23 protein-coding genes and 1 other RNA gene are annotated in these 23,517 nt (G+C 71.8%); 13 read left to right on the top strand and 11 right to left on the bottom strand.

All coding sequences use genetic code 11. The features are described 5' to 3' along the window. Window positions 1-27 precede the first annotated feature (27 nt). Window positions 28-396 carry a VOC family protein gene (locus tag E4622_RS07490; protein ID WP_134739510.1) on the bottom strand — a complete coding sequence of 123 codons (369 nt, stop codon included), beginning with the start codon at window positions 394-396 and terminating at the stop codon, window positions 28-30. A gap of 65 nt (window positions 397-461) precedes the next feature. Between E4622_RS07490 and E4622_RS07485 the strand changes: the two genes are divergently transcribed. Further along, window positions 462-929 carry a MarR family transcriptional regulator gene (locus E4622_RS07485; RefSeq protein WP_134739509.1) on the top strand — a complete coding sequence of 156 codons (468 nt, stop codon included), beginning with the start codon at window positions 462-464 and terminating at the stop codon, window positions 927-929. 32 nt (window positions 930-961) lie between these two features. After that, a complete protein-coding gene (prfB, locus tag E4622_RS07480) occupies window positions 962-2,080 on the top strand; it encodes a peptide chain release factor 2 (RefSeq protein ID WP_134739507.1) in 1,119 nt (372 codons plus the stop codon). A gap of 9 nt (window positions 2,081-2,089) precedes the next feature. On the opposite strand, the gene E4622_RS07475 is transcribed toward prfB, so the two are convergent. Then, window positions 2,090-2,719 carry a hypothetical protein gene (locus E4622_RS07475; RefSeq protein ID WP_134739505.1) on the bottom strand — a complete coding sequence of 210 codons (630 nt, stop codon included), beginning with the start codon at window positions 2,717-2,719 and terminating at the stop codon, window positions 2,090-2,092. 94 nt (window positions 2,720-2,813) lie between these two features. On the opposite strand from E4622_RS07475, the gene ftsE reads away from it, so the two are divergent. The 7 genes from ftsE (at window position 2,814) to E4622_RS07440 (ending at window position 8,942) form a co-directional block, all read left to right on the top strand. Continuing rightward, window positions 2,814-3,506 (top strand): cell division ATP-binding protein FtsE, encoded by a 693-nt coding sequence (ftsE, locus tag E4622_RS07470; protein WP_134739503.1) that lies wholly within the window; start codon window positions 2,814-2,816, stop codon window positions 3,504-3,506. Between the two features lie 2 nt (window positions 3,507-3,508). Further along, window positions 3,509-4,420, top strand: a complete 912-nt coding sequence (ftsX, locus tag E4622_RS07465; RefSeq protein ID WP_134739501.1) for a permease-like cell division protein FtsX — start codon at window positions 3,509-3,511, stop codon at window positions 4,418-4,420. Between the two features lie 55 nt (window positions 4,421-4,475). Continuing rightward, on the top strand, window positions 4,476-5,738 hold the full coding sequence (locus tag E4622_RS07460; RefSeq protein ID WP_134739499.1) for a M23 family metallopeptidase: 1,263 nt from the start codon (window positions 4,476-4,478) through the stop codon (window positions 5,736-5,738). 57 nt (window positions 5,739-5,795) lie between these two features. Then, entirely contained in the window at window positions 5,796-6,275 is a 480-nt protein-coding gene (smpB, locus tag E4622_RS07455; protein WP_134739498.1) for an SsrA-binding protein SmpB, read from the top strand. 62 nt (window positions 6,276-6,337) lie between these two features. Next, a complete protein-coding gene (locus E4622_RS07450; RefSeq protein WP_134739496.1) occupies window positions 6,338-7,267 on the top strand; it encodes an amidohydrolase family protein in 930 nt (309 codons plus the stop codon). 95 nt (window positions 7,268-7,362) lie between these two features. Further along, window positions 7,363-7,733, top strand: a transfer-messenger RNA (tmRNA) gene (ssrA, locus tag E4622_RS07445). A gap of 156 nt (window positions 7,734-7,889) precedes the next feature. Further along, a complete protein-coding gene (locus tag E4622_RS07440; RefSeq protein ID WP_134739495.1) occupies window positions 7,890-8,942 on the top strand; it encodes a hypothetical protein in 1,053 nt (350 codons plus the stop codon). A 201-nt stretch (window positions 8,943-9,143) separates the two neighbouring features. Here the strand turns inward: E4622_RS07440 and E4622_RS07430 are convergent, their stop codons facing one another. Continuing rightward, the gene (locus E4622_RS07430; protein WP_134739493.1) at window positions 9,144-10,421 is read right to left on the bottom strand and encodes a putative glycoside hydrolase; all 1,278 of its coding nucleotides are present in this window, start codon (window positions 10,419-10,421) and stop codon (window positions 9,144-9,146) included. Window positions 10,422-10,609: 188 nt separating this feature from the next. Here E4622_RS07430 and E4622_RS07425 point away from each other — a divergent pair, with 188 nt between their 5' ends. From E4622_RS07425 to E4622_RS07415, 3 genes are all read left to right on the top strand, one after another. After that, the gene (locus E4622_RS07425) at window positions 10,610-12,184 is read left to right on the top strand and encodes a peptide chain release factor 3 (protein ID WP_134739491.1); all 1,575 of its coding nucleotides are present in this window, start codon (window positions 10,610-10,612) and stop codon (window positions 12,182-12,184) included. Window positions 12,185-12,224: 40 nt separating this feature from the next. Then, the gene (locus E4622_RS07420; protein ID WP_134739489.1) at window positions 12,225-13,910 is read left to right on the top strand and encodes a ribonuclease J; all 1,686 of its coding nucleotides are present in this window, start codon (window positions 12,225-12,227) and stop codon (window positions 13,908-13,910) included. A 245-nt stretch (window positions 13,911-14,155) separates the two neighbouring features. Beyond that, window positions 14,156-15,295: a glycerophosphodiester phosphodiesterase gene (locus tag E4622_RS07415; RefSeq protein ID WP_134739488.1), complete on the top strand. Its 1,140-nt coding sequence runs from the start codon at window positions 14,156-14,158 to the stop codon at window positions 15,293-15,295. 133 nt (window positions 15,296-15,428) lie between these two features. On the opposite strand, the gene E4622_RS07410 is transcribed toward E4622_RS07415, so the two are convergent. The 8 genes from E4622_RS07410 to E4622_RS07375 form a co-directional block, all read right to left on the bottom strand. Beyond that, window positions 15,429-16,106 (bottom strand): hypothetical protein, encoded by a 678-nt coding sequence (locus E4622_RS07410; protein WP_134739487.1) that lies wholly within the window; start codon window positions 16,104-16,106, stop codon window positions 15,429-15,431. 400 nt (window positions 16,107-16,506) lie between these two features. Beyond that, a complete protein-coding gene (locus E4622_RS07405) occupies window positions 16,507-17,406 on the bottom strand; it encodes a class I SAM-dependent methyltransferase (protein ID WP_134739486.1) in 900 nt (299 codons plus the stop codon). Window positions 17,407-17,493: 87 nt separating this feature from the next. Next, on the bottom strand, window positions 17,494-17,982 hold the full coding sequence (locus E4622_RS07400) for a hypothetical protein (protein WP_134739485.1): 489 nt from the start codon (window positions 17,980-17,982) through the stop codon (window positions 17,494-17,496). Next, complete coding sequence (locus E4622_RS07395; protein WP_134739484.1) at window positions 17,982-19,295, bottom strand: molybdopterin-dependent oxidoreductase; 1,314 nt, start codon at window positions 19,293-19,295, stop codon at window positions 17,982-17,984. The genes E4622_RS07400 and E4622_RS07395 overlap by 1 nt, the downstream gene beginning before the upstream one ends. A 7-nt stretch (window positions 19,296-19,302) precedes the next feature. After that, window positions 19,303-19,998, bottom strand: a complete 696-nt coding sequence (locus E4622_RS07390) for a class I SAM-dependent methyltransferase (RefSeq protein WP_209021837.1) — start codon at window positions 19,996-19,998, stop codon at window positions 19,303-19,305. Next, complete coding sequence (locus E4622_RS07385; protein ID WP_134739483.1) at window positions 19,995-20,669, bottom strand: hypothetical protein; 675 nt, start codon at window positions 20,667-20,669, stop codon at window positions 19,995-19,997. Before E4622_RS07385 ends, E4622_RS07390 begins: the two co-directional genes overlap by 4 nt. Before the next feature lie 99 nt (window positions 20,670-20,768). Next, on the bottom strand, window positions 20,769-21,446 hold the full coding sequence (locus E4622_RS07380) for a DUF2064 domain-containing protein (protein WP_134739482.1): 678 nt from the start codon (window positions 21,444-21,446) through the stop codon (window positions 20,769-20,771). Next, the gene (locus tag E4622_RS07375) at window positions 21,443-22,102 is read right to left on the bottom strand and encodes a glycosyltransferase family 2 protein (RefSeq protein ID WP_134739481.1); all 660 of its coding nucleotides are present in this window, start codon (window positions 22,100-22,102) and stop codon (window positions 21,443-21,445) included. Before E4622_RS07375 ends, E4622_RS07380 begins: the two co-directional genes overlap by 4 nt. A gap of 46 nt (window positions 22,103-22,148) precedes the next feature. Here E4622_RS07375 and E4622_RS07370 point away from each other — a divergent pair, with 46 nt between their 5' ends. Further along, complete coding sequence (locus E4622_RS07370; RefSeq protein ID WP_245155936.1) at window positions 22,149-23,510, top strand: hypothetical protein; 1,362 nt, start codon at window positions 22,149-22,151, stop codon at window positions 23,508-23,510. Window positions 23,511-23,517: the final 7 nt, after the last annotated feature.

The raw sequence follows: 23,517 nt of genomic DNA, 5'->3' as shown, positions 1-23,517 counted from the left end.
AAGTCCCGTCTCGAAACCACGGTCCGCTCAGGCGCGGTCGTGGAGGGTGACGTGGTAGCCGTCGGGGTCGGCGAAGGTGAAGGTACGGCCGAAGGGGCCGTCGACCGGCTCGGAGACGATGCGGTGGCCGTCGGCCGCCAGCGCGTCGTGGATGGCCTGCACGTCGGTGGCGTGCAGCCAGATCGCGGCGCCGATGCCGGGCTGGGCGACCGACGAGAGGTCGGTGCCGGGCACGAGGTCGCGCAGGGCGAAGGCGATCGGCTCGGTCTGGAAGACGACGGCGTGCGGAGGGCCGGCCGGCGAGCGGACGAGGCCGAGGTACTGCTCGTAGAACGCCTGCGAGGCCGCGAGGTCGCGCGCCTGGAGGGAGATGAAGTCGGGGCCGGTGACGGGCATGGGCTGCTCCTGGTCGAAGGTGTGTCAGTTATCTGACACGCGCAACTGTATGTCAGACTTCTGACATGGAGCAAGACGGCGCGAGCATCCACCTGGAGACGTCCCTGGGCTACCTGCTGAAGGAGGCGTCGAGCGCCCTGCGAGCCGCGATGGAGGAGGTGCTGCGCCCGCTCGGGATGACCGTCACCCACTACTCCTGCCTCGAGCTCCTGGCCCAGCGCCCGGGCCTCTCGGGCTCGGAGCTCGCGCGCGGCGCCTTCGTCACGCGGCAGTCGATGAACACGCTGCTCCAGCACCTCGAGCGCGAGGGCCACGTCACCAGGGCCGCCGAGGCGCCGGTCGGCAAGGTCCTGCCCACGCGGCTCACGCCGCGGGGCCGCCGGGTCCTCGCCAGGGCGAGCGCGGCGGTGCGCTCCGTCGAGGTCAGGATGCTGGCCGGCATGACCGAGACCGAGCGCGCGGACGCCTTCCGGAGCCTGCAGAGCATGGTCCGGTCCCTGCGTGAGGGCGAGGGCGCAGCCGACGGTGCCTAGCCCTGGGGCCGGGTGACGTAATGTGGGTCAGCGTGGCAGGACCCGATTACGACTCCGAGATCAAGCAGCTCCAGGCGACGATGCACACCATCGAGCAGGTGCTCGACATCGACAACATGCGCACCGAGATCGCCGACCTCGGCGAGCAGGTCGCCGCACCCGACCTCTGGGACGACCAGGCCAACGCGACGCGGGTCACCGGTCGGCTCTCCTTCCTGCAGGGCACCGTCGACCGGTTCAAGGCGCTCGGCGACCGGATCGAGGACCTGGAGGCGCTCGTGGAGCTCGGGCGGGAGGCCGGGGACGACGAGACGCTGGCCGAGGCCGAGGTCGAGCTGGGCCGCATCCAGAAGGCCGTCGACGGCCTCGAGGTCCGCACCCTGCTCAACGGCGAGTACGACGCCCGCGAGGCGCTGATCAGCATCCGCTCCGGCGCCGGTGGCGTCGACGCCGCGGACTTCGCGGAGAGCCTGATGCGGATGTACGTGCGCTGGGCCGAGCAGCACGACTACGGGGTCGAGGTGTTCGAGACCTCCTACGCCGAGGAGGCCGGCCTCAAGTCGGCCACCTTCGCCATCCACGCTCCCTACGCCTACGGCACCCTCACCTCCGAGGCCGGCACCCACCGACTGGTGCGGATCAGCCCCTTCGACAACCAGGGCCGCCGCCAGACCAGCTTCGCCGCGGTCGAGGTCGTCCCGGTGCTCGAGCAGACCGACGAGATCGAGGTCCCCGACGAGGAGATCCGCGTCGACGTCTACCGCTCCGGCGGTCCGGGCGGCCAGTCGGTCAACACCACCGACTCCGCGGTCCGGCTCACGCACATCCCCACCGGCACCGTCGTGTCCTGCCAGAACGAGAAGAGCCAGCTCCAGAACAAGGCGAGCGCGATGGTCGTGCTCAAGGCCAAGCTGCTCGCGCGCAAGAAGGCCGAGGAGAAGGCCCACCTCGACGGCCTGCGCGGCGACGTCCAGGCCAGCTGGGGCGACCAGATGCGCAACTACGTGCTCAACCCCTACCAGGTCGTCAAGGACCTGCGCACCGGCTACGAGGTCGGCAACCCGACGGCGGTCTTCGACGGCGACCTGGACGGCTTCCTCGAGGCCGGCATCCGCTGGCGCCGCGGCGCCGACAAGGCCGAGGCCAACTAGCTCCGACGCTCAGCCGGTGACCTCGACGGCCGACGCCACGCTGACGCACCAGCGACCGGCCCGGTCGGCGAGGGCCGCGGGGGTCACGGTGGTGGGGGCCGACAGCTCGCAGGTCAACCACGCGTCGCCGAAGAGTCCGCGGTAGGACTGCGTGCGCTCGCCGCCCGCCGTGCACACCAGGGCCAGCGACGGCACGCCGTACGCCGGGGCGCCGGCCTCCGGCGTGCAGCCCCGCTGCTTGCGGGCGGCGGCCACCAGCGAGTCCGCCCTCGCGGGCGTCACGGGCGGCACGAACAGCCACGCGCGCGCCACCACCCCGTCCTCGCCCTGCCACGAGCAGCCGAACTCGTGCGCGACGTCCTCGACGCGGGGGGTGAGGTCGGCGCGGTCGCCGCTGCCGTAGGCGGCCTCGTCGACCGGCTCGCCGTCCAGCGCCTCGGTGACGGCCGTCTCGGGGAGGTCGTCGCAGAAGGCCGCACGCGCTGCGACCAGCTCGGTCGTGTCGAAGTCCGTCAACGGCACGCTGGGCTCCGCGGTGCTCTTCCCGGTGTCCTGCGGGACGTCGGCCAGCGCGACGCCGCCTCCCACCGCGAGGGCGGTCGCGGCGAGGGCGAGCGCGAGATGACGGACGACGGGCACGCGGCCACGATACGGAAGCGACCTCCGCCACACCCCCGGGAGGTGCGGCGGGGGGTCCCGGACGGGCGCTGCCTGCTCGGCTACTGTCGATTCAGTGATTCGCTTCGAGAAGGTCACCAAGACCTATCCCGGCCCCGGAAGGCCCGCCCTCGACAACGTGTCGATCGACATCGAGAAGGGCGAGTTCGTCTTCCTCGTCGGCGCCTCCGGCTCCGGCAAGTCGACGGCGCTGCGCCTGGTGCTGCGGGAGTCCCGTCCCACCTCCGGGCGCGTCCACGTCGCGGGCAAGGAGGTCAACCGGCTCGCGGGCTGGAAGGTCCCGCGCCTGCGCCGCCAGATCGGCACCGTGTTCCAGGACTTCCGGCTGCTGTCCAACAAGACGGTCAGCGAGAACGTCGCGTTCGCCCTGCAGGTGATCGGCCGTCCCAAGGACGAGATCCGCGACGTCGTGCCGCGCACGCTGGAGCTGGTCGGCCTGCAGGACAAGGGCGACCGCCTGCCCGACGAGCTGTCCGGCGGAGAGCAGCAGCGCGTGGCGATCGCGCGCGCCTTCGTCAACCGGCCGATGATCCTGATCGCCGACGAGCCCACCGGCAACCTCGACCCCACCACGTCCGCGGGGATCATGAACCTGCTCGACCGCATCAACGCCACCGGCACCACCGTGCTCATGGCCACCCACGACAACTCCGTCGTCGACCAGATGCAGAAGCGCGTCATCGAGCTCGACCACGGTCGGGTCACCCGCGACGAGGCCACCGGTTCCTACGGCTCGGAGGTGGTGTGAGCATGCAGCTGCGCCACTCGTTCACCGAGCTCCGCCAGGGGCTGCGCCGCAACGTCTCGATGCACATCGCGGTCGTCCTCACCCTCTTCGTGTCGCTGACCCTGGTCGGCTTCGGCGCCCTGCTCAACCAGCAGGCCGCGGCCGCCGCCGACCAGTGGGGCAGCGAGCTCCAGATCACCGTCTACCTCTGCCGTGACGGTGACGACAACCCTTCGTGCGACGCGGAGGTCACCGAGCCGCAGAAGCAGGCCGTCCAGGACGTCGTCGAGGACAGCCCCGAGGTCGACACCTGGTACCTCGAGTCCAAGGAGGAGGCCTTCGAGAAGGTCAAGGACCTCTACGGCGACGAGCGGTTCGAGGGCCCGGACGCGGCCCTCACGGCCGACGACATGGCCGAGTCCATCTGGATCACCCTCGAGGACCCCAACGAGTACCAAGGCATCACCAGCCAGGTCGTCGGCCTGCCCGGCGTCGCGGGCGTGCAGGACCTGCGCGAGGTCGTCGGGCCGATCCTCAGCACCATCGACCGCATCAAGATCGCCTCGTGGGCGATCGCGGGCTTCCTGGTGCTGGCCGCGCTGCTGCTGGTCGCCAACACCATCCGGCTTGCGGCCCTCGCGCGCCGCAAGGAGATCGGGATCATGCGACTGGTGGGGGCCTCGACCCTCTACATCGCGCTGCCGTTCTTGATGGAGGCCCTGGTGACCGCCTTCCTGGGGGTCGCACTGGCCGCGGGCGCCCTGGCGGCGCTCGTGAAGTACGGCATCATCGACGACCTCAGCAGCGAGCTGGAGTTCATCCCGTGGATCGGCTGGCCGGAGTACGGCGTGGCCGTCGCGGTCATCGGCATCCTCGGTCCGGTGCTCACCGTGCTGCCGACACTCCTACTGACGCGCAAATACATCAAAGTCTGACCTGCGCCGCCTACGGTTGGAGCGTTCACTTCCCCGAACGCCGAAGGCAATACCTGTGCGCTACTTCCCCAGCGCGTCGCGTCAGCGCGCCGTCGTGACCGCTCTCGTCACCGCCGCCGCCCTCGGCGGGGCGGCCGTCCCCCTGGCCAACGCCGCCGACGACCCGCTCAAGGACAAGCAGAAGCACGTCGAGAGGCAGATCGACCAGGTCCACGACGACCTGGGCGAGGCGAGCAAGCGCGTGCAGCGCGCCACGGCCCGCCTGGACGGCGTACGCGCCCAGCTCTCGACGGCGCGGGCCAACCTCGCGGACGTCAAGGCCCGCCTCGTCACCGCGCAGGCCCAGGACGCCGCGATGCAGGCCAAGCTGGTCGAGGCCGAGGAGGCCCTCGCGCAGGCCCGGCAGGACCTGGCCGACGGGCAGGCCGCCCTGGCCGACCAGCGCAGCGAGGTCGTCGACACCGTCACCGAGCTCTACGAGAGCGGCGACCCGCACCTGCTGGCGCTCTCCTCGCTGATGAACGCCAAGACGCCCGAGGACGTCGTCCGCCAGATGGGTGCGACCGACGCGATCGTGGGCCGCCAGGACCGCGCGTACGCCGGTCTGCACGCGGCCGAGATCCAGCTCGCCGCCCGCGAGACGCTGGTCGAGAGCGCCAAGGAGGACATGGAGGACCGTCGCGCCGACGCGGCCGCCAACCTCGCCATGGTGCGCGACCTGGTCGTCAAGGCGCGCGACGCCCGTGCCAGCGTGGTCGGGCTGCTCGTCACCACCCGCGCCGCCCGTGCCAGGGCGGTCAGCGCCCGCGCCCACGACGCCCGGGTCCTGCGCAAGCTCAAGCAGCGCGAGGCCCAGATCAAGGACCAGATCCTCGCCGCCGCGGCGCGCGCCGGCAGCGGCGGCTACCGGGGCGGCACCAACGGGATCCTGGACGCCCCCACGGCCGACGGCCGCATCACCTCGCCGTTCGGCTACCGGATCCACCCGATCTACGGCTACTACGGCCTCCACGACGGCACCGACTTCGGGGTGTCCTGCGGGCAGTCGCTGCGGGCGGTCGCGACCGGCACCGTGATGGACACCTACTACTCCTCGGTCTACGGCAACCGGCTCTACCTCAACCTGGGCCAGTACAACGGCAAGAACCTCACCGCCGTCTACAACCACCTCTCCGGCTACAAGGCCTCCGAGGGGCAGCGCATCAAGCGCGGCGACGTCGTCGGCTACGCCGGCAACACCGGCTGGTCCACGGGCTGCCACCTGCACTTCACGATCCTGGTCAACGGCGACCCCGTCGACCCGATGAAGTTCCTCTGACCGACCTGAGGCCCCTGCGCCCGCTATCCGATTGACCTCGCCTGAGAGACTGGTCAGATGCCGAAGGAGCAGGGGCGCAAGATCGTCGCGCAGAACAAGAAGGCGCGCCACGACTACCACATCGAGGACACCTACGAGGCCGGGATGGTCCTGCAGGGCACCGAGGTGAAGTCGCTGCGGCTGGGCCGCGCGTCGCTGGTCGACGGATTCGTGGACATCGACGACCACGAGGCCTGGCTGCACGGCGTCCACATCCCGGAGTACACACAGGGCACCTGGACCAACCACCCGGCGCGCCGCAAGCGCAAGCTGCTGCTCAACCGGGTCGAGATCGACAAGATCGAGCGCCGGGTCAACGAGAAGGGCCTCACGGTCATCCCGCTGGCCCTCTACTTCGTCGACGGTCGGGCGAAGGTCGAGATCGGGCTCGCCAAGGGCAAGAAGTCCTGGGACAAGCGGCACTCCCTCGCCGAGCGCCAGGCCACCCGCGAGGTCGAGCAGGCCATCGGCCGCCGCGCGAAGGGCATGCGTGACTGACGGGGTAGGGGTTTCGAGACGGTTGCTGCGCAACCTCCTCAACCCCCGGCGGGGAGCTCCCGGTGGTTGAGGAGGGACGAAGTCCCGTCTCGAAACCACCCCACCCGGACACGACAGCCGTCCGCGACTTCTGGCAGCGACTCGGCCTGCCCGGCCTGTTCGACGTCCACGTCCACTTCCTCCCCGAGAACATCCAGCGCGCGGTCTACGCCGTCTTCGACTCCGCCGGGCCGAAGATCGGGCGCGACTGGCCGATCCGCTACCGGCTCTCCCACGAGGAGCGGGTCGAGGTGCTGCGCGGCTTCGGCGTCCGTCGCTTCTCGACGCTGCCCTACGCCCACAAGCCCGGTGTGGCCGGCTACCTCAACGACTGGTCGCGCGACTTCGCCGCGGGGGTGCCCGAGGTGCTGCGCTCCGCGACGTTCTACCCGGAGCCCGAGGCGCCGTCGTACGTCGCCAGGCTCGTCGACGAGGGCGTCGAGGTCTTCAAGGTGCACGTGCAGGTGGGGGAGTTCCACCTCGACGACCCGCTGCTCGACGCGGTCTGGGGCACGCTCGAGGACGCCGGCACGCCGGTCGTGATCCACGCCGGGTCCGGCCCGGTCGGCAACGCCTTCACCGGACCCGACCCGCTGCGCCGCGTGCTGGAGCGCTTCCCGCGGCTGTGCGTCGTCGTGGCCCACATGGGCGCGCCCGAGTGCGCGGAGTTCCTGGCCATGGCCGAGACCTACGAGCGGGTCCACCTGGACACCACGATGATGTTCACCGAGTTCTTCGCCATGCCCTACCCCGCGGAGCTCGTGCCGCGGCTGCGGGACCTCCAGCCCAAGGTGCTGCTCGGGAGCGACTTCCCGACGATCCCCTACCCCTACGTCGAGCAGCTCGAGGGTCTGGCCCGCCTCGACCTCGGCGACGACTGGCTGCGCGACGTCTGCTGGCACAACGGGACGAGGCTCTTCGGCACCGGGAATGTCCGGGCCTCCGGGGGTTGAGGAGGTTGCGCAGCAACCGTCTCGAAACCCCTCACGCCGGACAACCGGTTCGTGACCTGGCTCCGCACCCCGTAGACTGAGGTCATAACTCAAGAGGGGCTGATCGGTTTCGACTTGGGACGTTAGTTCCAGGAGAAGCGGGTCGAGGAGCCAACGTCATCTCGTAAACGCTCGTTGGAAACCTATAACTGCCAACACCAATCGCAGTTCCTTCGCTCTCGCTGCCTGAGCAGTGATCGAAGCGTCAGTCCGGGCACCTGTCTCCGTCCCGGGTACTGGCGTCATCTAGGAGGCTTGCTGCTCAATCCGCGTCGCGGAGGTTGAGCGGGACTTTTCCGTGACTGAGCCTGTCGGGGACGTGTTCGTGCGAGCCCCGGGGCCGAGAAAAGCGACATCACGAACTGCACCCGGAGAAGACCTGGTTCGACGCTCGAGGACGCGGGTTCGATTCCCGCCAGCTCCACTCGTTCGCCCTCTTGAAGCACGTCAGCCGCCCCGACCTCGGTCGGGGCGGCTCTCGCGCGTGTGACGGACCCCGGATCGGGGCAACTTCCCCGTGCGCCAGCGCGTCCTACCTGGTGGCGACTGCCGTCGCCCGCCGCGCCTTCTCGAGGAGACCTCCATGTCGCTCCGTCCCCGACTCCGCCGGATGGCGCTCGTCGCCGTCACGGTCACGGCCCTCGCCGGCGCCCTCGCAGCGTGTGGGGAGGAGCAGCCGTCCGAGGAGAAGGCCTCGTCGCCGTCGTCCGAGCCGCCGTCGAAGGCGCCGTTCACCCCGAAGTCCGCCCCGCTCCCCGACGGCGTCGTCGACCCGTTCGAGCTCGCGATGGGGGAGCCGCCGGCGATCGACCACACCGTCGGCACGACCCTCGTCATCGACGGGCGACCGCTCGAGACGGACCTGCCCGGGACGAGCGTGCAGATGATGGGCACCGTCGACGGGCGGGTCGTGGTCACCGGGAGCGCTCCGGGCGACTTCCTCACCAGCTTCTGGGCCGTCGACGAGTCCGGCCACGCGCAACGGCTGGGCAAGGGCGGCTACGAGACCTACAGCTACCCGCCCGTCCTGGTGGAGGAGACCGGCCACCTCTGGGTGAACTACGACGACCGCGGCACCGGGCAGCGAGTCATCTGGGAGATCGACGTGCGCACCGGGGAGCAGCTGCAGAAGCTGACGACTCCCGACGAGCCCTCCGACCTCGATCCCGCCGACCAGGCCGCGCTCGACGTCTACTTCGGCAAGGCCGAGCTGCCGGCCGATGCCGGCGCCCTCTCCCCGGACGGCGTCCACCGGGTCTCGATCGGCTTCGAGGACGCCGGGGGTGGCGAGGACCGCTACTTCGTGCAGGTGAGGACCGTGGCCGACAAGTCCGTCGTGGTCAAGATCCCCTTCGCGATCGCCCCCGAGCTCGCCGACCTCGAGGAGATCTTCGCGCGGTGCACGGGCCGCCCGCGGCGGTGCACCGCCTGGGTCGAGATGGACTCGGCGCCCTACTTCGAGGACGACGGCCACGTGCTCGCCGAGGTGAGCGTGGGCGTCGGCGACGACGCCAGCGGCGAGACGGTCTACGTCTCGACCGTGGTCCGGTGCGACCTCGAAGGTCAGTGCGAACGCGCGACCGACGAGAACGACGACCGCGAGGTCAACCTCGGCGTCGACCCCTCGGCGCCGTGACACCTCAGGGGGCGATGACGAGCTCGGCGACGAGGTCGTCGGCCAGGGTGAAGCGGTAGCGCAGGTCCACGACGCCGCCGGGGAAGTCGCCCTCCAGGCGGTTGACGCCGGCCCTGGTCAGGAACCTCCGGACCTGCTCGGTCCCGCGGTGGCCGGTCTTCCGGGTGGCGCCGCGCTGAACCGGCCCGCCCGCGGTGGACCTCAGCGGCGCAGCAGGCGCGCCGTACGGGGGCCGAGGCGCACGGTCCGGATGACCTTGCCCCTCGTCGTCCGGTAGCCCCGGGGCACGGCCACGCGGCGCGCGCGGGTCGTCGGGTTCACCAGGACCAGCCCGCGCGTGTAGCTGCGCCGCCACACCCCGGCCCGCTGCCGTGCCGCGCCGCGGGGTGCGCCGAGGCGCGTGTTGGCGCGGGGCGACCAGTGGCTCGCCCCCTCCTCGGAGGGCACGAAGATGCTCGCGCCGGTACGGCCGTTCCAGGTCAGCAGCCAGGTGGCGCGGTGGTAGCGCATCGTCGCGTGGTCCGAGCGGCTGCTGTAGGTGATCGCCAGCAGCGGGAGCCGCCGCTGCGCGCACCAGGCGGCCATCCGCATCTTCCACTCCCAGTCGGCGTCGTCGAAGCGGGTCTCGCGGTCCAGCCCCCACTTGACGAAGTACTCGTTCTCCCAGCCGGACACGTAGCGGCTCCAGTCGCTCAGCGTCGAGCTCCAGGTGTCCCACTCGACCGTGACGTTGGGGACGGCGAGGTAGCCGGCGTCGCGGAGCCGGGGGCCGACGTGGGCGAGGAAGGACTCGCTGGCGCGGTACATCGCGGCGTCGTCGGGGATCTGCGTCGAGACCCGGTCGTCGACGGTGGGGTGGCTGAGGTAGGTGAGGGTGTCGTCGATCGAGACGCCGTCCCAGTCGTGCGCCTGCAGCTCGGCCAGGACGTTGTCGCCCCAGGCGCGTTGGTAGGAGGGGTTGGCGACGTTCATCGGGTAGAGCCCGCGCCAGTCCGACCACTCCAGCCGGTGACCCTGGGCGTCGCTGAGGAACCACCACGGGTGCGCGGACGCCTCGCGGTAGCCGACGCCCGTCGGGTAGAGACCCGTCTCGTGGGGCTCGACCACGGTGGCGGCCGCGTCCTTGTACATCAGCACCCGCAGGCGCGGGTTGGCCGCCTTGAGCGCCGGGATGCGGGCGTACTCCCAGGGCTGCATGACCAGGTAGTCCCCGGCGGCGCGCTGAGGGGTGTCGTCCAGGTCGGTCCAGTCCAGGGCCATCACCCCCGAGCCGCTGGGCGCCCGCGCGGGGGCCTTCCGGGACCGCGGTGCCGCGGGCCGCCAGGCTGTCGGGGTGCCGTGCGCGCCGGTGGTCGAGGTGGTCCCCGCGGCGGTGTGCGGCGCCCCGGCGGTGCGAGCCTGGGCGCTGCCGCTGAGCGTCGCCACGGCCAGCAGCAGCGTGGACGCGATGGTGGTGAGCGTGCCCAGCCGGTGGTGCATCGTGACCTCCCGAGACCCGTCCGCGTGCCGTGGCCAGGTCGTCGAGCCTGCCCGTGGGCCCCATTACACGCCTGTTGCTCCTGAACCGGTGGAAATGACAGCCATTCGGGACGTTAATTCTGCGGAACGTGGTCGCGCGAGTCTCGCCCGTTACGGGTTTTGACCCCCGACCTGAGAGTCTTGACCCGATGACCAGCACGACCGACACCCGCCCGCGCCGCACGTTCGCGGTGATCAGCCACCCCGACGCCGGCAAGTCGACCCTCACCGAGGCCCTCGCGCTGCACGCACGCGTGATCTCGGAGGCCGGAGCGGTGCACGGCAAGGCGGGCCGGCGGGGGACCGTGTCGGACTGGATGGAGATGGAGCGCTCGCGCGGGATCTCGATCACCTCGGCCGCGCTGCAGTTCGACTACCGCGACCACGTGGTCAACCTGGTCGACACTCCCGGCCACTCCGACTTCTCCGAGGACACCTACCGGGTCCTATCGGCCGTCGACTCCGCCGTGATGCTCGTCGACGCGGCCAAGGGCCTCGAGCCGCAGACGCTCAAGCTCTTCCAGGTCTGCGCCCACCGCGGGATCCCGGTCGTCACCGTCATCAACAAGTGGGACCGCCCCGGCCTCGACGCCCTCGAGCTCATGGACGAGATCGAGAAGGAGATCGGGCTCAAGCCGACCCCGCTCACCTGGCCGGTCGGGCAGTCCGGGGAGTTCCAGGGCGTCCTGGACCGCCGCAGCGGAGACTTCATCCACTTCACGCGTACGGCGGGCGGCGCGACGCGCGCTCCCGAGCGCCACGTCCCCGCCGACGAGGCCGGCGCGATGGCCGGCGACGCGTGGGAGGCGGCCCTCGAGGGTCACGAGCTGCTCGAGATGGACGGCGCCGACCACGACCAGGAGCGCTTCCTCGCAGGGCGCACCACCCCGGTGCTGTTCGCCTCGGCGCTGCAGAACTTCGGGGTCGCCCAGCTCCTCGAGGTGCTCCTCGAGCTGGCCCCGCCGCCGTCGGCGACCGAGGCCGTCGACGGCACCCGCCGCGAGGTCGACGAGGACTTCAGCGCGTTCGTGTTCAAGGTGCAGTCCGGCATGGACACCAACCACCGCGACCGGCTCGCCTACGCCCGCGTCTGCTCGGGTGTCTTCCACCGCGGCATGGTGGTCAACCACGGCGAGACCGGCAAGCCGTTCGCGACCAAGTACGCCCAGGCCGTCTTCGGCCGCGAGCGCTCGGTCGTCGAGACCGCGCTGCCCGGCGACATCGTCGGCCTGGTCAACGCCTCCGCGCTGCGGGTCGGTGACACGATCTACGAGGGTCGCCCCGTGCGCTACCCGCCGATCGCCAGCTTCGCGCCCGAGCACTTCATGTCGGCGCGCGCCGCCGACACCGGCCGCTACAAGCAGTTCCGCCGCGGCATCGAGCAGATGGACCAGGAGGGCGTCGTGCAGGTGCTGCGCTCCGACCTCCGCGGCGACCAGGCGCCGGTGCTGGCGGCGGTCGGCCCGATGCAGTTCGAGGTCGTCAGCGCCCGCATGGAGTCCGAGTACGGCGCCGCCATCCGGCTCGAGCGCCTCGACTACCAGCTCGCCATGCTCACCGACGCCGACGGCGTCGAGGCCCTCGGCACCGTGCGCGGCGTCGAGGTCATGCGCCGCTCCGACGGCGCCTACCTCGCTCTCTTCCCGGACAAGTGGCGCGCGCACACCGCGAAGCGCGACCACCCCGACATCTTGCTAGAACAGCTGCCCGCGAGTGGTGGCTGACCATGGAGCCCAGCTCCGCCTCTCCAGAACGGACCACCACGTGAGCCACCCCCACCCCGAGCTCCAGAAGCCCCCGAAGCTCGCGAAGGACGCCCTGCGCGTCGTCGCGCTCGGCGGCCTCGGCGAGATCGGCCGCAACATGACCGTCTTCGAGTTCGACGGCAAGCTGCTCGTCGTCGACTGCGGCGTGCTCTTCCCCGAGGAGCACCAGCCCGGCGTCGACGTGATCCTGCCCGACTTCAGCTGGATCCGGGACCGCCTCGAGTCCATCGTCGGCATCGTGCTCACGCACGGCCACGAGGACCACATCGGCGGCGTGCCGTACCTTCTGCGCGAGCGCCGCGACATCCCGGTCATCGCCTCGCGCCTGACGCTCGCGCTGATCACCGAGAAGCTCAAGGAGCACCAGATCCGACCGGTCCGCGACGAGGTCGCCGAGGGCGACCGCAAGTCGTTCGGGCCCTTCGACCTGGAGTTCCTCGCGGTCAACCACTCGATCCCCGACGGGCTCGCCGTGGCCATCCGCACCCAGGGCGGCACGGTCCTGCACACCGGCGACTTCAAGATGGACCAGTTCCCGCTGGACAAGCGCATCACCGACCTGCGCGGCTTCGCCCGCCTCGGCGAGGAGGGCGTGGACCTGTTCCTCACCGACTCCACCAACGCCGAGGTGCCGGGCTTCACGACCTCCGAGCGCGAGCTCGCGCCGGCGATCGAGAAGGTCTTCCGCACGGCGCCGCGCCGCGTGATCGTCTCCAGCTTCGCCAGCCACGTGCACCGCATCCAGCAGGTGCTCGACACCGCCCACGAGCACGGCCGCAAGGTCTCCTTCGTCGGCCGCTCGATGGTGCGCAACATGGGCGTGGCCCAGGACCTGGGCTACCTCAAGGTCCCGCAGAACCTCATCGTCCCGCTGGCCCAGCTGGAGAAGATGGCGCCCAACAAGGTGACGCTGATCTGCACCGGCTCGCAGGGCGAGCCGCTGGCCGCGCTGTCGCGCATGGCTAACCGTGACCACAAGATCCGCGTGGGCGAGGGCGACACGATCCTCATGGCCAGCTCGGTCATCCCCGGCAACGAGAACGCCATCTCCAACGTCATCAACGGCCTCACCCGCTGGGGCGCCAACGTGGTCCACAAGGGCAACGCCAAGGTGCACGTCTCGGGCCACGCCAGCGCCGGCGAGCTCGTCTACTGCTACAACATCGTCAAGCCCAAGAACGTGATGCCGGTCCACGGCGAGTACCGCCACCTGCGGGCCAACGCCGACCTGGCGATCGCCACCGGCATGGACCCCAAGAACGTCGTCCTCGCCGAGGACGGCGTCGTGGTGGACCTCCACCAGGGCAAGGCCACGATCACCGGCAAGGTGCAGGCCGGCAACATCTACGTCGACGCGCAGACCGTCGGCGGCGTCACCGAGGCGACCCTCAAGGACCGCCGCACCCTCGCCGAGGAGGGTGTCGTCACGGTCCTGGCCATCGTCGACGCCGACTCCGGTCAGCTGGCCGACCCGCCGGACTTCCTGGTGCGTGGCTTCGTGCACGAGCCGAAGGCCTTCGACCCCGCGGTCCAGGTCATCGAGAAGACGCTCGCGCACGCCGCCCGCGAGGGCATCGGCGACGCGCGTCAGCTCGAGCAGATGCTCGCGCGCGACATCGGTCGCTGGGCGCACAAGACCTTCCGCCGCAGCCCGCTGGTCATCCCGATCGTCATCGACGCCTGACCCGAGGGGGTCGTGGGTCGATTACGTCGCGCACCGACCGTGGGTTGACCAGGTCGCGCACCGATCGTGGGTTGAGGAGGTCGCGCAGCGACCGTCTCGAAACCCCCGGGGGAGGGCGGTCCTCCGGGGCGAGGTTTCGAGACAGGACGTCGTCCTTCCTCGACCCCCGGGCTCGGGGCGGTGAGTACGCCGCAGGTTCACCTGGGGCACGCGCGGTCGTCACCGGGGTCGGCAAGCCTGGTGGCATGACCTCTCGGAAGCACCTCCGTCATCGCCCCCTCCTCCTGCCGCTCGTCGCCCTCGCGATGGCGCCGGCGCTCGCGACCGTTCCCGCCAGCGCCGAGGCGGGCACCGCCCGCGCGCACCAGGCACCGCACCGCGCTGACCCGGTCGTGGTCGGGCACCGCGGCGCGTCCGGCTACCGCCCCGAGCACACGCTCGCGTCCTACCGCCTCGCCATCCGGCTCGGCGCCGACTACGTCGAGCCGGACCTCGTCTCGACCAAGGACCGGGTGCTGGTCGCCCGGCACGAGAACGAGATCGGCGGCACCACCGACGTCGCGGACCACCCGGAGTTCGCCGGCCGGCGCACGACCAAGACGATCGACGGCCGTGCCGTCACCGGCTTCTTCACCGAGGACTTCACGCTCGCGGAGCTGAAGACGCTGCGCGCCAAGGAGCGGCTGCCGCTGGTGCGCCCCGACAACACCCGCTACGACGGCCGCTTCGAGATCCCCACCCTCACCGAGGTGCTGCAGCTGGTGCGCGAGGAGTCCCGGCGGACGGGGCGGAGCATCGGGGTCTACCCCGAGACGAAGCACCCGACCTACTTCGACTCGATCGGGCTCTCCCTGGAGGAGCCGTTGGTGCGGACGCTCGATCGCTTCGGGCTCGACCGCAAGCGGTCGAAGGTGATCATCCAGAGCTTCGAGACGGCGAACCTGCGCGACCTCGACCGGATGACCGCGGTGCCGCTGGCGCAGCTGGTCGACGCCGCCGGTGCGCCGTACGACCTGGTCGCCGCGGGCGACCCGCGCACCTACCGCGACCTGGTCACGCCGCGCGGTCTCGACACCATCGCCCGGTACGCCGACGGGCTGGGCGCGCACAAGGACCTGGTCCTCCCGCGCGACCCGGCGACCGGTGCCGCGGGCGCGCCCAGCGCGGTGGTTCGTGACGCGCACCGACGGGGTTTGGTCGTGCACGTGTGGACCGTGCGCGACGAGAACCAGTTCATGGCGACGAACTTCCGGCGAGGCACGGACCCGAACGCGAAGGGTGACGTGCGCGCGGAGGTGCACGCCCTGCTGGACGCGGGCGTCGACGGCATCTTCGCGGACCACCCCGACTCCGTGGTGGACGCACTGGAGGAGTGGCTGGGCTAGCACCCAGGGCTGGTGCCGCGTCCGTCGGGACGAAGCGCGAGAAGAGACGGCGTCCAAGGCCTCGGTGTCACAAGCACCGGGCCTTCGGACGCCGCCTCGTCTGTGTCCTTCCCCAGTGGGTGGGGAGGAGGTGTTACTTCGTGGCGACCGTGATGGTGGCGATGCCGACGAGGAGGCCGGGCTTGACGGCGTCGGTCTTGAAGGTGTCGTTGAGCAGGGGGGCGGCCACGTCGGAGATCTGGACCTGGGTGCCGGTGAGGATGGCGTTGGTGCCCTCGGTCTTCAGCGGCTCGAGGGTGGAGCCGTCGAGGTTGAAGAGGAACGCGCTGGTGACGACGGTCTTGCCGTTGACGCTGACGTCGCCGTAGACGCGGGAGACGCCGGGGTCGACGTTGAAGTTGGTGAGCTCGACCTTGGTGTCTCCGGCGGTGAGTGAGAGGCCGGAGTTCTCGTGCTGGATCTGGCCCACGACGTAGTTGGGGACCGAGCCGGGCTCGAAGACCGAGACGTTGCCGCCGGTGATGGGGAAGATCAGGGAGCCGTCGGTGAGCTTGGCGTCGCCGGTGACTCCGGGGGTGAGCTTGAGGGTGGTGAGGGCGTCGACGAAGCCCTGGTCGAGGGCGATGGCGGTGCTCTCACCGGTCAGGGCGTCGATGGACGCGACCGGCTCGGGAGCCTTCGCGGGGGCGGACGACTCCGAGGAGCTCGACGAGCTGGTGGAGTCGTCGTCGCTGCCGCAGGCGGCCAGCGGGAAGGCCAGCAGTGCTGCGGCGGCGACGCCGCCGATGAAGCGCTTGTGGGTGGTGCGCATGAGATTTCCTAACAGTTGACTTCGTGTTGGTGTCGAGAGTCATCCGCCACCGCGCGACCTACGGATTGCAGATCCCCGGAAACTCAGCACCTTCTCAGGTGGCCGTCCGACGACGAGCTCGCCGGACGGGTGTCTTCGACCAGCGGCGACTACTACGTCGAGCTCGACTGGACCGACACCGACGGCCTGGGGGTGGCCACGATCGGCCCTCGACGTCCAGCACGGTCGTGGCATGCACCTGCGCTGCGCACGCAAGGACCCGACCGTCTCGCAGTGTCGTGAGTCCGTCCTGGACGACGGGGCCCGCCGCGTGGCGGACCTCGTCCGCCGGGACCGGACCCCCGGGTGACGCGCGAGGCGCCCGCCGCTGACCGCCGGCCGCCGGCCTCCGGGCGGAGGGTCAGGGCTTGCGGGCGAACGTCAGGGACTGGGAGACGCCCCGCATGTCCCACGCGTCCTCGAAGCCCGCGGAGGTCAGGAGCGCCAGCGCGGACTCCACCGACATGGCTCCGCCGCCCCGCAGCGCCGCGTCGTGCGCCACCGCGGCGGCCTCCAGCCGGCTGCAGTCGTCGCCGGGTGCGGCCACGGGCATGACCAGCCATCCGCCCGACCGCAACGAGGCCAGCACGCGGTGGAGGCCGCGCTCCAGGTCGTCGCGGGCGAGGAAGACCTGCGGCACCCACGCCAGGTCGTAGAGGTCGACGTCGTCGAGGTCCACGACGGACAGCTCCCGCAGCTCGACCCGGTGCTCGAGGGACGCGGCGCTCATCCGGTCCCTGGCCATCGTCAGGGCCTCCTGCGAGATGTCGAGGCCGACGGCACGGGTGCCGGGGAAGCGCCGGCACAGGGTCTCGGCGATCGCGCCGGTGCCCACACCCACGTCGAGGAAGCGCGCCGTGCCGTCCGCGAAGCGGTCCCGCGTCTGGGTGAGCAGGGGCAGCACCGCCTCGGCGAGGATCGCGGCCACGGACTGGCTGGCCATGCCCATGGCGACGATCTCGTCGGGGTCGCCGCCGGTCGGCTGGTCGGCCCCGGTGCCGTGGCGCAGCGCCCGCCGCAGCTCGGCGGTCAGCCCGCTGGCCAGCACTGACGGGTCGTCGTACCAGGGATGGAGCTCGACGGGCTCCAGCCGGCCGTCCGCGTGCTCGTGGAGCACGTCGGCCGCGATGAGGAGTCGCGCGTCGGCCACGTCCAGGGTGCCCTGAAGCGGTTCGCCGGCGAGGATCTCGGCCCACCCGCCGTTGCCGGCCAGACGGGCCAGGGCACCGACGACCTGCACCTGGCGCAGAGAGTCGATCATGTGCGGCACCCCTTTCGCTGCGGCTGGTCGCAGGTACCCCCTCGGGCGAGCTTGACCCCTGGCGCCGTGCCCTCCGTGGCCCCGGGGTCAGCGGCGCACCCGGACCCACCTGACGGCGTAGACCGCGGCGCTGACGAAGTAGGCCGCCAGCACGAGCAGGAGCCAGCGGAGGAGGAACGGGTCCTGGTCGAGGCCGGTGGCGTTGACGTAGGTGTCGCCGCCCCGCCGGAGGATGCCGGGGAAGAACAGCAGGAACGTCAGGGCCGCCACCAGCGAGGGCACCCGCACGTGGTTGACGAGGGGCACGCGCGCGGGGTCCGGCGCCGTCGTCCGGCCCCGGGTCAGGAGCCGGTCGGCCAGGGCGTAGAGGGGGAAAAGGACCAGGTCGTGCAGCACCACCGCGCCGACGAACCAGACCGCGATCGACTGCCACCAGACGTCGGGGTCCCACAGGGCATCGAGGCCGACCGTCGCGACGACGTAGGCGACGACCACGAGGCTCCCGAGCATCAGCGCGAGGTGCCAGCCGGAGGCGCCGTAGGCGCGTGACCAGCGGGTGCTCCTGGGCGACGACATCAGGAGCCCTCGAAGCGGATCGAGGCGACCCACTTGGTGTTCAGGACGCCGGGCATGGCCGGGACGATGATGCGGGCCGGGAATCCGTGGTCGAGCGAGAGGTCGACGCCGTTGACCTGGAGGGCGAGCAGCGCGTCCGCGTGGCTCACCTGGCCGGCGTTGAGATCGGCTGCCTTGAAGGCGCCCTGCTCCTGGAGCGACTTCACGAAGGCGCCGGTGGGCTCCCCGATGCCGACCTGGGCGGCGAGGTCGCGCAGGCGGACGCCGGTCCACGTCTGGGTGGTCGACCAGCCCTCGACGCAGGCGATCGGGAGCACGGCGGTGTGCTGCGTCATCGCCAGGAGCTGCTCGCGGTCCAGGGTCACCGTCGGGCCGTCGCCCTCCAGGGAGAGCCGCCACGTCGCCCCGGTGGAGGCGGTGACGATCGCCGCGGCCTCGGCGGTCTTGTTGACGGGGAAGTCGAGGGGCCCGTCGCCGCTGTCGAGGCCACGGGGAAGGAGCAGGGCCAGCCGGCGGGTGGGCCCGCCGACGGTCTGGCCGGCGGTGAGGGCGAAGGTCAGCAGCGAGCCCCCACCGACGAGCGCGAGGAGGCCGCGCCGGCTCATCGTCGGCGCCGCGGGGTCGGCGGCCACGAGACCGGCGCCGTCATCGGGCGCGACGCGCTCGGGCCTGGTGTCCGCGCGCCGGGTGCGCAGCTCCTCGCGCAGCGAGCGGGTGCGGAGCGAGCGGACCATCGTGGGCAGCTTGAGGGCCACGTGGGAGACGAAGCCGACGATGAACACCCAGGCGCCGTAGTAGTGCGCGGTGTAGAAGCTGAAGCCGAAGACGTAGTCGTACTGGATGTTCAGGACGCCGGTCACGATCTCGAACAGCAGCCCGCCCACGAGCATCAGCAGCGTGAGCCGCTCGAGGGCCTGCGCCGCGGAGCGCGCCGGCGGCCAGGCGAACAGCCGCGGGATCACCGACCAGAGCTTGGCCAGGACGACCGGCACCAGCACGAGGCCGAGGCCGACGTGGAGGCCCTGCGTGAGGCGGAACAGCCACGAGGGGTCGGTCGGCCAGTCGAACATCGGCAGGTGCAGCCAGCCCACGTCGCTCGGCCGCGCCTGCTCGCCGTAGGCGACGTAGGAGAGCAGGCCGGTGAGGATCACCACCGGGATCGAGGCCAGCAGCACCGCGCCGAGGACCGAGGTCAGCCACGGCCCCCGCAGGGGGCTGCGCCACGCGACCCGGTCGAGGCCGGGCGGGCGGCGGCGGGCGATCCCCGCCCAGGCGCGGGCGGGGAACCCGTAGTCGGTCCGTTCCTCCGTCACGGTGAGCTCAGGCGCCGCGCGGACGGAGGGTGGCCACGACCCGGCCGTCGAGCTCGCGGACGCCCATGACGATGAGCCCCGCCCCCGATGCGACCTGCTCGATGTCGTCGACTCCGACGACGGACCAGGGGAACGGGGTGCTGATGGTGTCTCCCACCTTGAGGCGGAGCTGCTCGGGCCCTGACCGTACGCCGCTCGGGGCGAGCTCCACCAGCACCGTGCCGTTCTCGTCCAGCAGCTCGCGCACGCGACGGAGCAGCGCGACGGGGTCGCCGCCGACGCCGACGTTGCCGTCCGCGAGCAGCACGTGGCTCCAGGAGGTGCCGATGGGCAGCGGGGCGAACACGTCCAGGTGCAGTGCCATGGCGCCGCGCGCCAGGGTGAGGCGGACGGCCTCGGTGGAGCTGTCGATGCCGAGCACCTCGACACCACGGGACGCCAGGGCGCTCGTCAGCCGGCCGGGTCCGCACCCGACGTCCAGGGTGGGGCCGTGGCACGGCTCCACGAAGAGGGCGACGTCCGTGACGGATGCCTCGCCCAGCCACGACTGCGTGGCCAGCGGCCGCATGGTGCCGTCGGCCCGGACGACCTCGCAGGCGAGCCCGGAGAAGGCGGCGTCGAAGGCCTCGGTGCAACCGAGCACCGTGACCCCTGACGCCGCCTGCTCGACGGCGTCCCCACGGGCGTGGGGACGGGAGGTCACTTGGTGGCGACCGTGATGGTGGCGATGCCGACCAGGAGGCCGGGCTTGACGGCGTCGGTCTTGAAGGTGTCGTTGAGCAGGGGGGCGGCCACGTCGGAGATCTGGACCTGGGTGCCGGTGAGGATGGCGTTGGTGCCCTCGGTCTTGAGGGGCTCGAGGGTGGAGCCGTCGAGGTTGAAGAGGAACGCGCTGGTGACGACGGTCTTGCCGTTGACGCTGACGTCGCCGTAGACGCGGGAGACGCCGGGGTCGACGTTGAAGTTGGTGAGCTCGACCTTGGTGTCTCCGGCGGTGAGTGAGAGGCCGGAGTTCTCGTGCTGGATCTGGCCCACGACGTAGTTGGGGACCGAGCCGGGCTCGAAGACCGAGACGTTGCCGCCGGTGATGGGGAAGATCAGGGAGCCGTCGGTGAGCTTGGCGTCGCCGGTGACTCCGGGGGTGAGCTTGAGGGTGGTGAGGGCGTCGACGAAGCCCTGGTCGAGGGCGATGGCGGTGCTCTCACCGGTCAGGGCGTCGATGGACGCGACCGGCTCGGGAGCCTCGGCGGAGGCGGAGGAGCCGCCGTTGACGGGAGCGTCGGTCTCGTTCTCGGTGCCGCAGGCGGTCAGGGGGAGGGTGAGCAGGGCGGCAGCCGCGAGGCCGCCGATGAAGCGCTTGTGGTTGGTGCGCATGGGGATGTGTCCTTCACGATGGCTTTTTCGTGCCTGTCGCAAGGGGATTCGGTCCGCACGGCCGTACGGATTGCCGATGTGACGACCCACACCGCAATCTCAGGTGGCTCTCAGACGCCCCCACACCTCGGCGAAGCGCCCGTCCGGGGCCAGCGCGGCCACCGCGTCCGCGTCGGACACGGTGTCCACGTCGCTCAGGACCGAGGTCACCGCCAGCCGCAGCCCGGCGGCCTCGAGGGCGCGCCAGGTGTCGTCGTACGTCGTCGGCGTGGACATCGGGACCGTCGCCAGCGGGGCCGCGGCCCGGCCGTCGCGCAGGCAGAGCACCCACCAGCCGCCGTCGTCGGCGGGGCCGAGCACGCCGTCGTGGGCTTCTGCGCCGTCCGGCTCGCCCAGTGCGTCGGCGGCCGCCAGCAGCAGCTCGGTCGTCACCTGCGGGGTGTCCATCCCGATCTGGACCACCGGTCCCTCGCCGCGCCCGGCGACGACGGCGTGCGCGTGCACGAGGCGCTCGGCGAAGCCGTCGCCCTCCTGGGCGAAGACGTCCCAGTCCCGGAGCGCCTCTTCGAGCTCGGCGCCGCGCACGGCGGTCGCGAGGCTCCCGGCCAGGGCCAGGTGCCGATGGCCGGAGGGGAACGCGTCGGCGCAGGCCTGCAGCGTGTCGAGCAGCGCGGCCGCCGCCACCTCCGCCGCCTGCGCGAGGCCGATGTCGGCACCCAGCCGGGTCTTCACCGCACCCGCGACCGGGGCCTTGGCGACCACCAGGACGCGGCTCACGACAGCACCCTCCAGAAGTCGCGGGCGGTGCGCAGCGTGCCGCTCACCGAGCCGGACACCTTGGAGCGGGTGCCCTCGGCCCGCGGCAGGTACGTCACGTCCCGCTCGACCAGCCTCCAGCCGGCGTCGGTCGCCCGCTGCAGGAGCTCCACCGGGTAGCCGAAGCGCCGGTCCCGCACGTCGAGGGCCAGCAGGGCGTCGCGTCGGCTCAGCCGCATCGGCGCGATGTCGTGGGCGTCCATGGCGATGCGACGCCGCAGCCACGCGACGATGAGGCGGTTGCCGAGCCGTGCGTGCCACGGCCACACGCGGTGGTTGACCGGGCGCCGACGGCCGACGGCGAGGTCGGCGCCGCCCGAGCGCACGTCCTCGAGCATGGGCAGCAGCTCGGCGGGGTCGAAGGAGCCGTCGCCGTCCATGAACGCGACGTACTCGTGGGTGGCGGCGAGCAGCCCGGCGTGCACCGCGGCGCCGTAGCCGGGGACGGACTCGTGGACCACGGTCGCCCCCAGGCCGACGGCCACGGCGGCCGTGTCGTCGCTGGAGCCGTTGTCCACGACGATCACGGCGAACTCCGGGGGCACCAGGGCCAGCAGGTCGGGCAGGGCGAGCGCCTCGTCCCGGCACGGCAGGACCAGGTCGCAGACGGGAGGCATGTCCTCACCGTAGGGCCGCCGTGGGTGCCGCCCCTACGGTGAGGGCATGCAGACCGACGTCGCCGCCCCGGGCTCCCCGGACGTCGCGACGAGGACGCGGGCGATGTGGGGCGGCCTCGCCGTGGCGCTGGGGCTGGTGGCCGCGGCCGTCCTGGGCCCGGGTCTGCTCGATTGGACGGTCTACGCCTATGCGCACCCCGGGCCCGACGACGTCGCCCCGCTCCACGCCCAGTGGGAGCCGCGGGTGGGACAGGGCACGGTCCCCGCGGTGCTGGTCGCCCTGCTTGGGTGGCGCTACGCCGTCCGCGCGGGCGAGCGGCTGCCCTGGCGGCTCCTCCTCGTCGCGACGTACGTCGCCGGGCTGGCGTGGCTGCTGAGCCTGGCTCTCGTCGACGGCGTCGACGGCGTGTCCTCGATCCTGGCGCACCCCTACGAGTACCTGGAGACGGCGCGGGCCACGAGCGACTTCCCGGCCGCGCTGCAGGAGTGGGTCACCCGGATCCCGCTGGACTCCCAGGACAACTGGCCCACGCACGTGGCCGGACACCCGCCCGGGGCCCTGCTGTTCTTCGTGGTCCTGGACCGCCTGGGCCTCGGCGGCGCCGGGGCCGCCGGGCTCGTGGTGACGCTGGTGGCCGCCTCGATCCCGGCCGCGGTCCTCACCACGCTGCGGACCCTGGGGGAGGAGGCCGCCGCCCGGCGCGCCGCTCCGTTCCTGGTGCTCGGGCCGGCGGCGCTGTGGCTCTGCGTCTCGGGCGACGCCGTGTTCGCCGCCGTCGCGGCCTGGGGCCTCGCGTCGCTGGCGGTCGCCGCGACCCGCACCTCGTGGGCCAGGACCGCGCCGTGGGCAGCGCTCGCGGGGCTGCTGCTCGGAGGCTGCGTGATGATGTCCTACGGCCTGCCCCTGCTGGGGCTGCTCGCGCTGGCGGTGCTGGCGGCCGCTCGGTCCTGGCGCCCGCTGCCGATCGCCGCCGTTGCGGCGTGCGTGGTCGTGCTGGCCTTCGCCGCCGGGGGCTACGCCCTCTGGGAGGCCTACCCGGTGCTGCGCGAGCGCTACTGGGACGGCGTCGCGTCCGACCGGCCGGCGTCGTACTGGATCTGGGCCAACCTCGCGGCGCTGGTCCTGAGCGCTGGCCCCGTGCTCGGGGCCGGCCTCGGCCAGGTGGCCGCCAGGCGCGCGGACCTGGGGCGCCCGGTCCTGCTGCTCGTCGCCGCCGCCGTGGCGTCCATCGCCGTGGCGGACGCCTCGCAGATGAGCAAGGCGGAGGTGGAGCGGATCTGGCTGCCGTTCGTCCCGTGGCTGCTCGTGGCGACGAGCGCGCTGCCGTCCCGGTGGCGGGGCCCGGCGCTCGGCCTGCAGCTCGCCGCCGCCCTGGCGCTCCAGCACCTGGTCCACACGAGCTGGTAGCGCCCGG

The organism is Nocardioides sp. 503, from assembly GCF_004522095.1.
Classification (GTDB): Bacteria; Actinomycetota; Actinomycetes; order Propionibacteriales; family Nocardioidaceae; genus Nocardioides.
This window is presented reverse-complemented; position numbering and strand designations above follow the sequence as displayed.

What these genes read in the sequence shown, in the direction of transcription:
- E4622_RS07400 (WP_134739485.1), bottom strand. Translation starts at nt 17,982, where the DNA reads ATGTCGTCGCCCAGGAGCACCCGCTGGTCACGCGCCTACGGCGCCTCC.
- E4622_RS07440 (WP_134739495.1), top strand. Translation starts at nt 7,890, where the DNA reads ATGTCGCTCCGTCCCCGACTCCGCCGGATGGCGCTCGTCGCCGTCACG.
- E4622_RS07410 (WP_134739487.1), bottom strand. Translation starts at nt 16,106, where the DNA reads ATGCGCACCACCCACAAGCGCTTCATCGGCGGCGTCGCCGCCGCAGCA.
- E4622_RS07430 (WP_134739493.1), bottom strand. Translation starts at nt 10,421, where the DNA reads ATGCACCACCGGCTGGGCACGCTCACCACCATCGCGTCCACGCTGCTG.
- E4622_RS07485 (WP_134739509.1), top strand. Translation starts at nt 462, where the DNA reads ATGGAGCAAGACGGCGCGAGCATCCACCTGGAGACGTCCCTGGGCTAC.
- E4622_RS07385 (WP_134739483.1), bottom strand. Translation starts at nt 20,669, where the DNA reads ATGCGCACCAACCACAAGCGCTTCATCGGCGGCCTCGCGGCTGCCGCC.
- ftsX (WP_134739501.1), top strand. Translation starts at nt 3,509, where the DNA reads ATGCAGCTGCGCCACTCGTTCACCGAGCTCCGCCAGGGGCTGCGCCGC.
- E4622_RS07490 (WP_134739510.1), bottom strand. Translation starts at nt 396, where the DNA reads ATGCCCGTCACCGGCCCCGACTTCATCTCCCTCCAGGCGCGCGACCTC.
- E4622_RS07405 (WP_134739486.1), bottom strand. Translation starts at nt 17,406, where the DNA reads ATGATCGACTCTCTGCGCCAGGTGCAGGTCGTCGGTGCCCTGGCCCGT.
- E4622_RS07375 (WP_134739481.1), bottom strand. Translation starts at nt 22,102, where the DNA reads ATGCCTCCCGTCTGCGACCTGGTCCTGCCGTGCCGGGACGAGGCGCTC.
- E4622_RS07415 (WP_134739488.1), top strand. Translation starts at nt 14,156, where the DNA reads ATGACCTCTCGGAAGCACCTCCGTCATCGCCCCCTCCTCCTGCCGCTC.
- smpB (WP_134739498.1), top strand. Translation starts at nt 5,796, where the DNA reads ATGCCGAAGGAGCAGGGGCGCAAGATCGTCGCGCAGAACAAGAAGGCG.
- E4622_RS07370 (WP_245155936.1), top strand. Translation starts at nt 22,149, where the DNA reads ATGCAGACCGACGTCGCCGCCCCGGGCTCCCCGGACGTCGCGACGAGG.
- E4622_RS07425 (WP_134739491.1), top strand. Translation starts at nt 10,610, where the DNA reads ATGACCAGCACGACCGACACCCGCCCGCGCCGCACGTTCGCGGTGATC.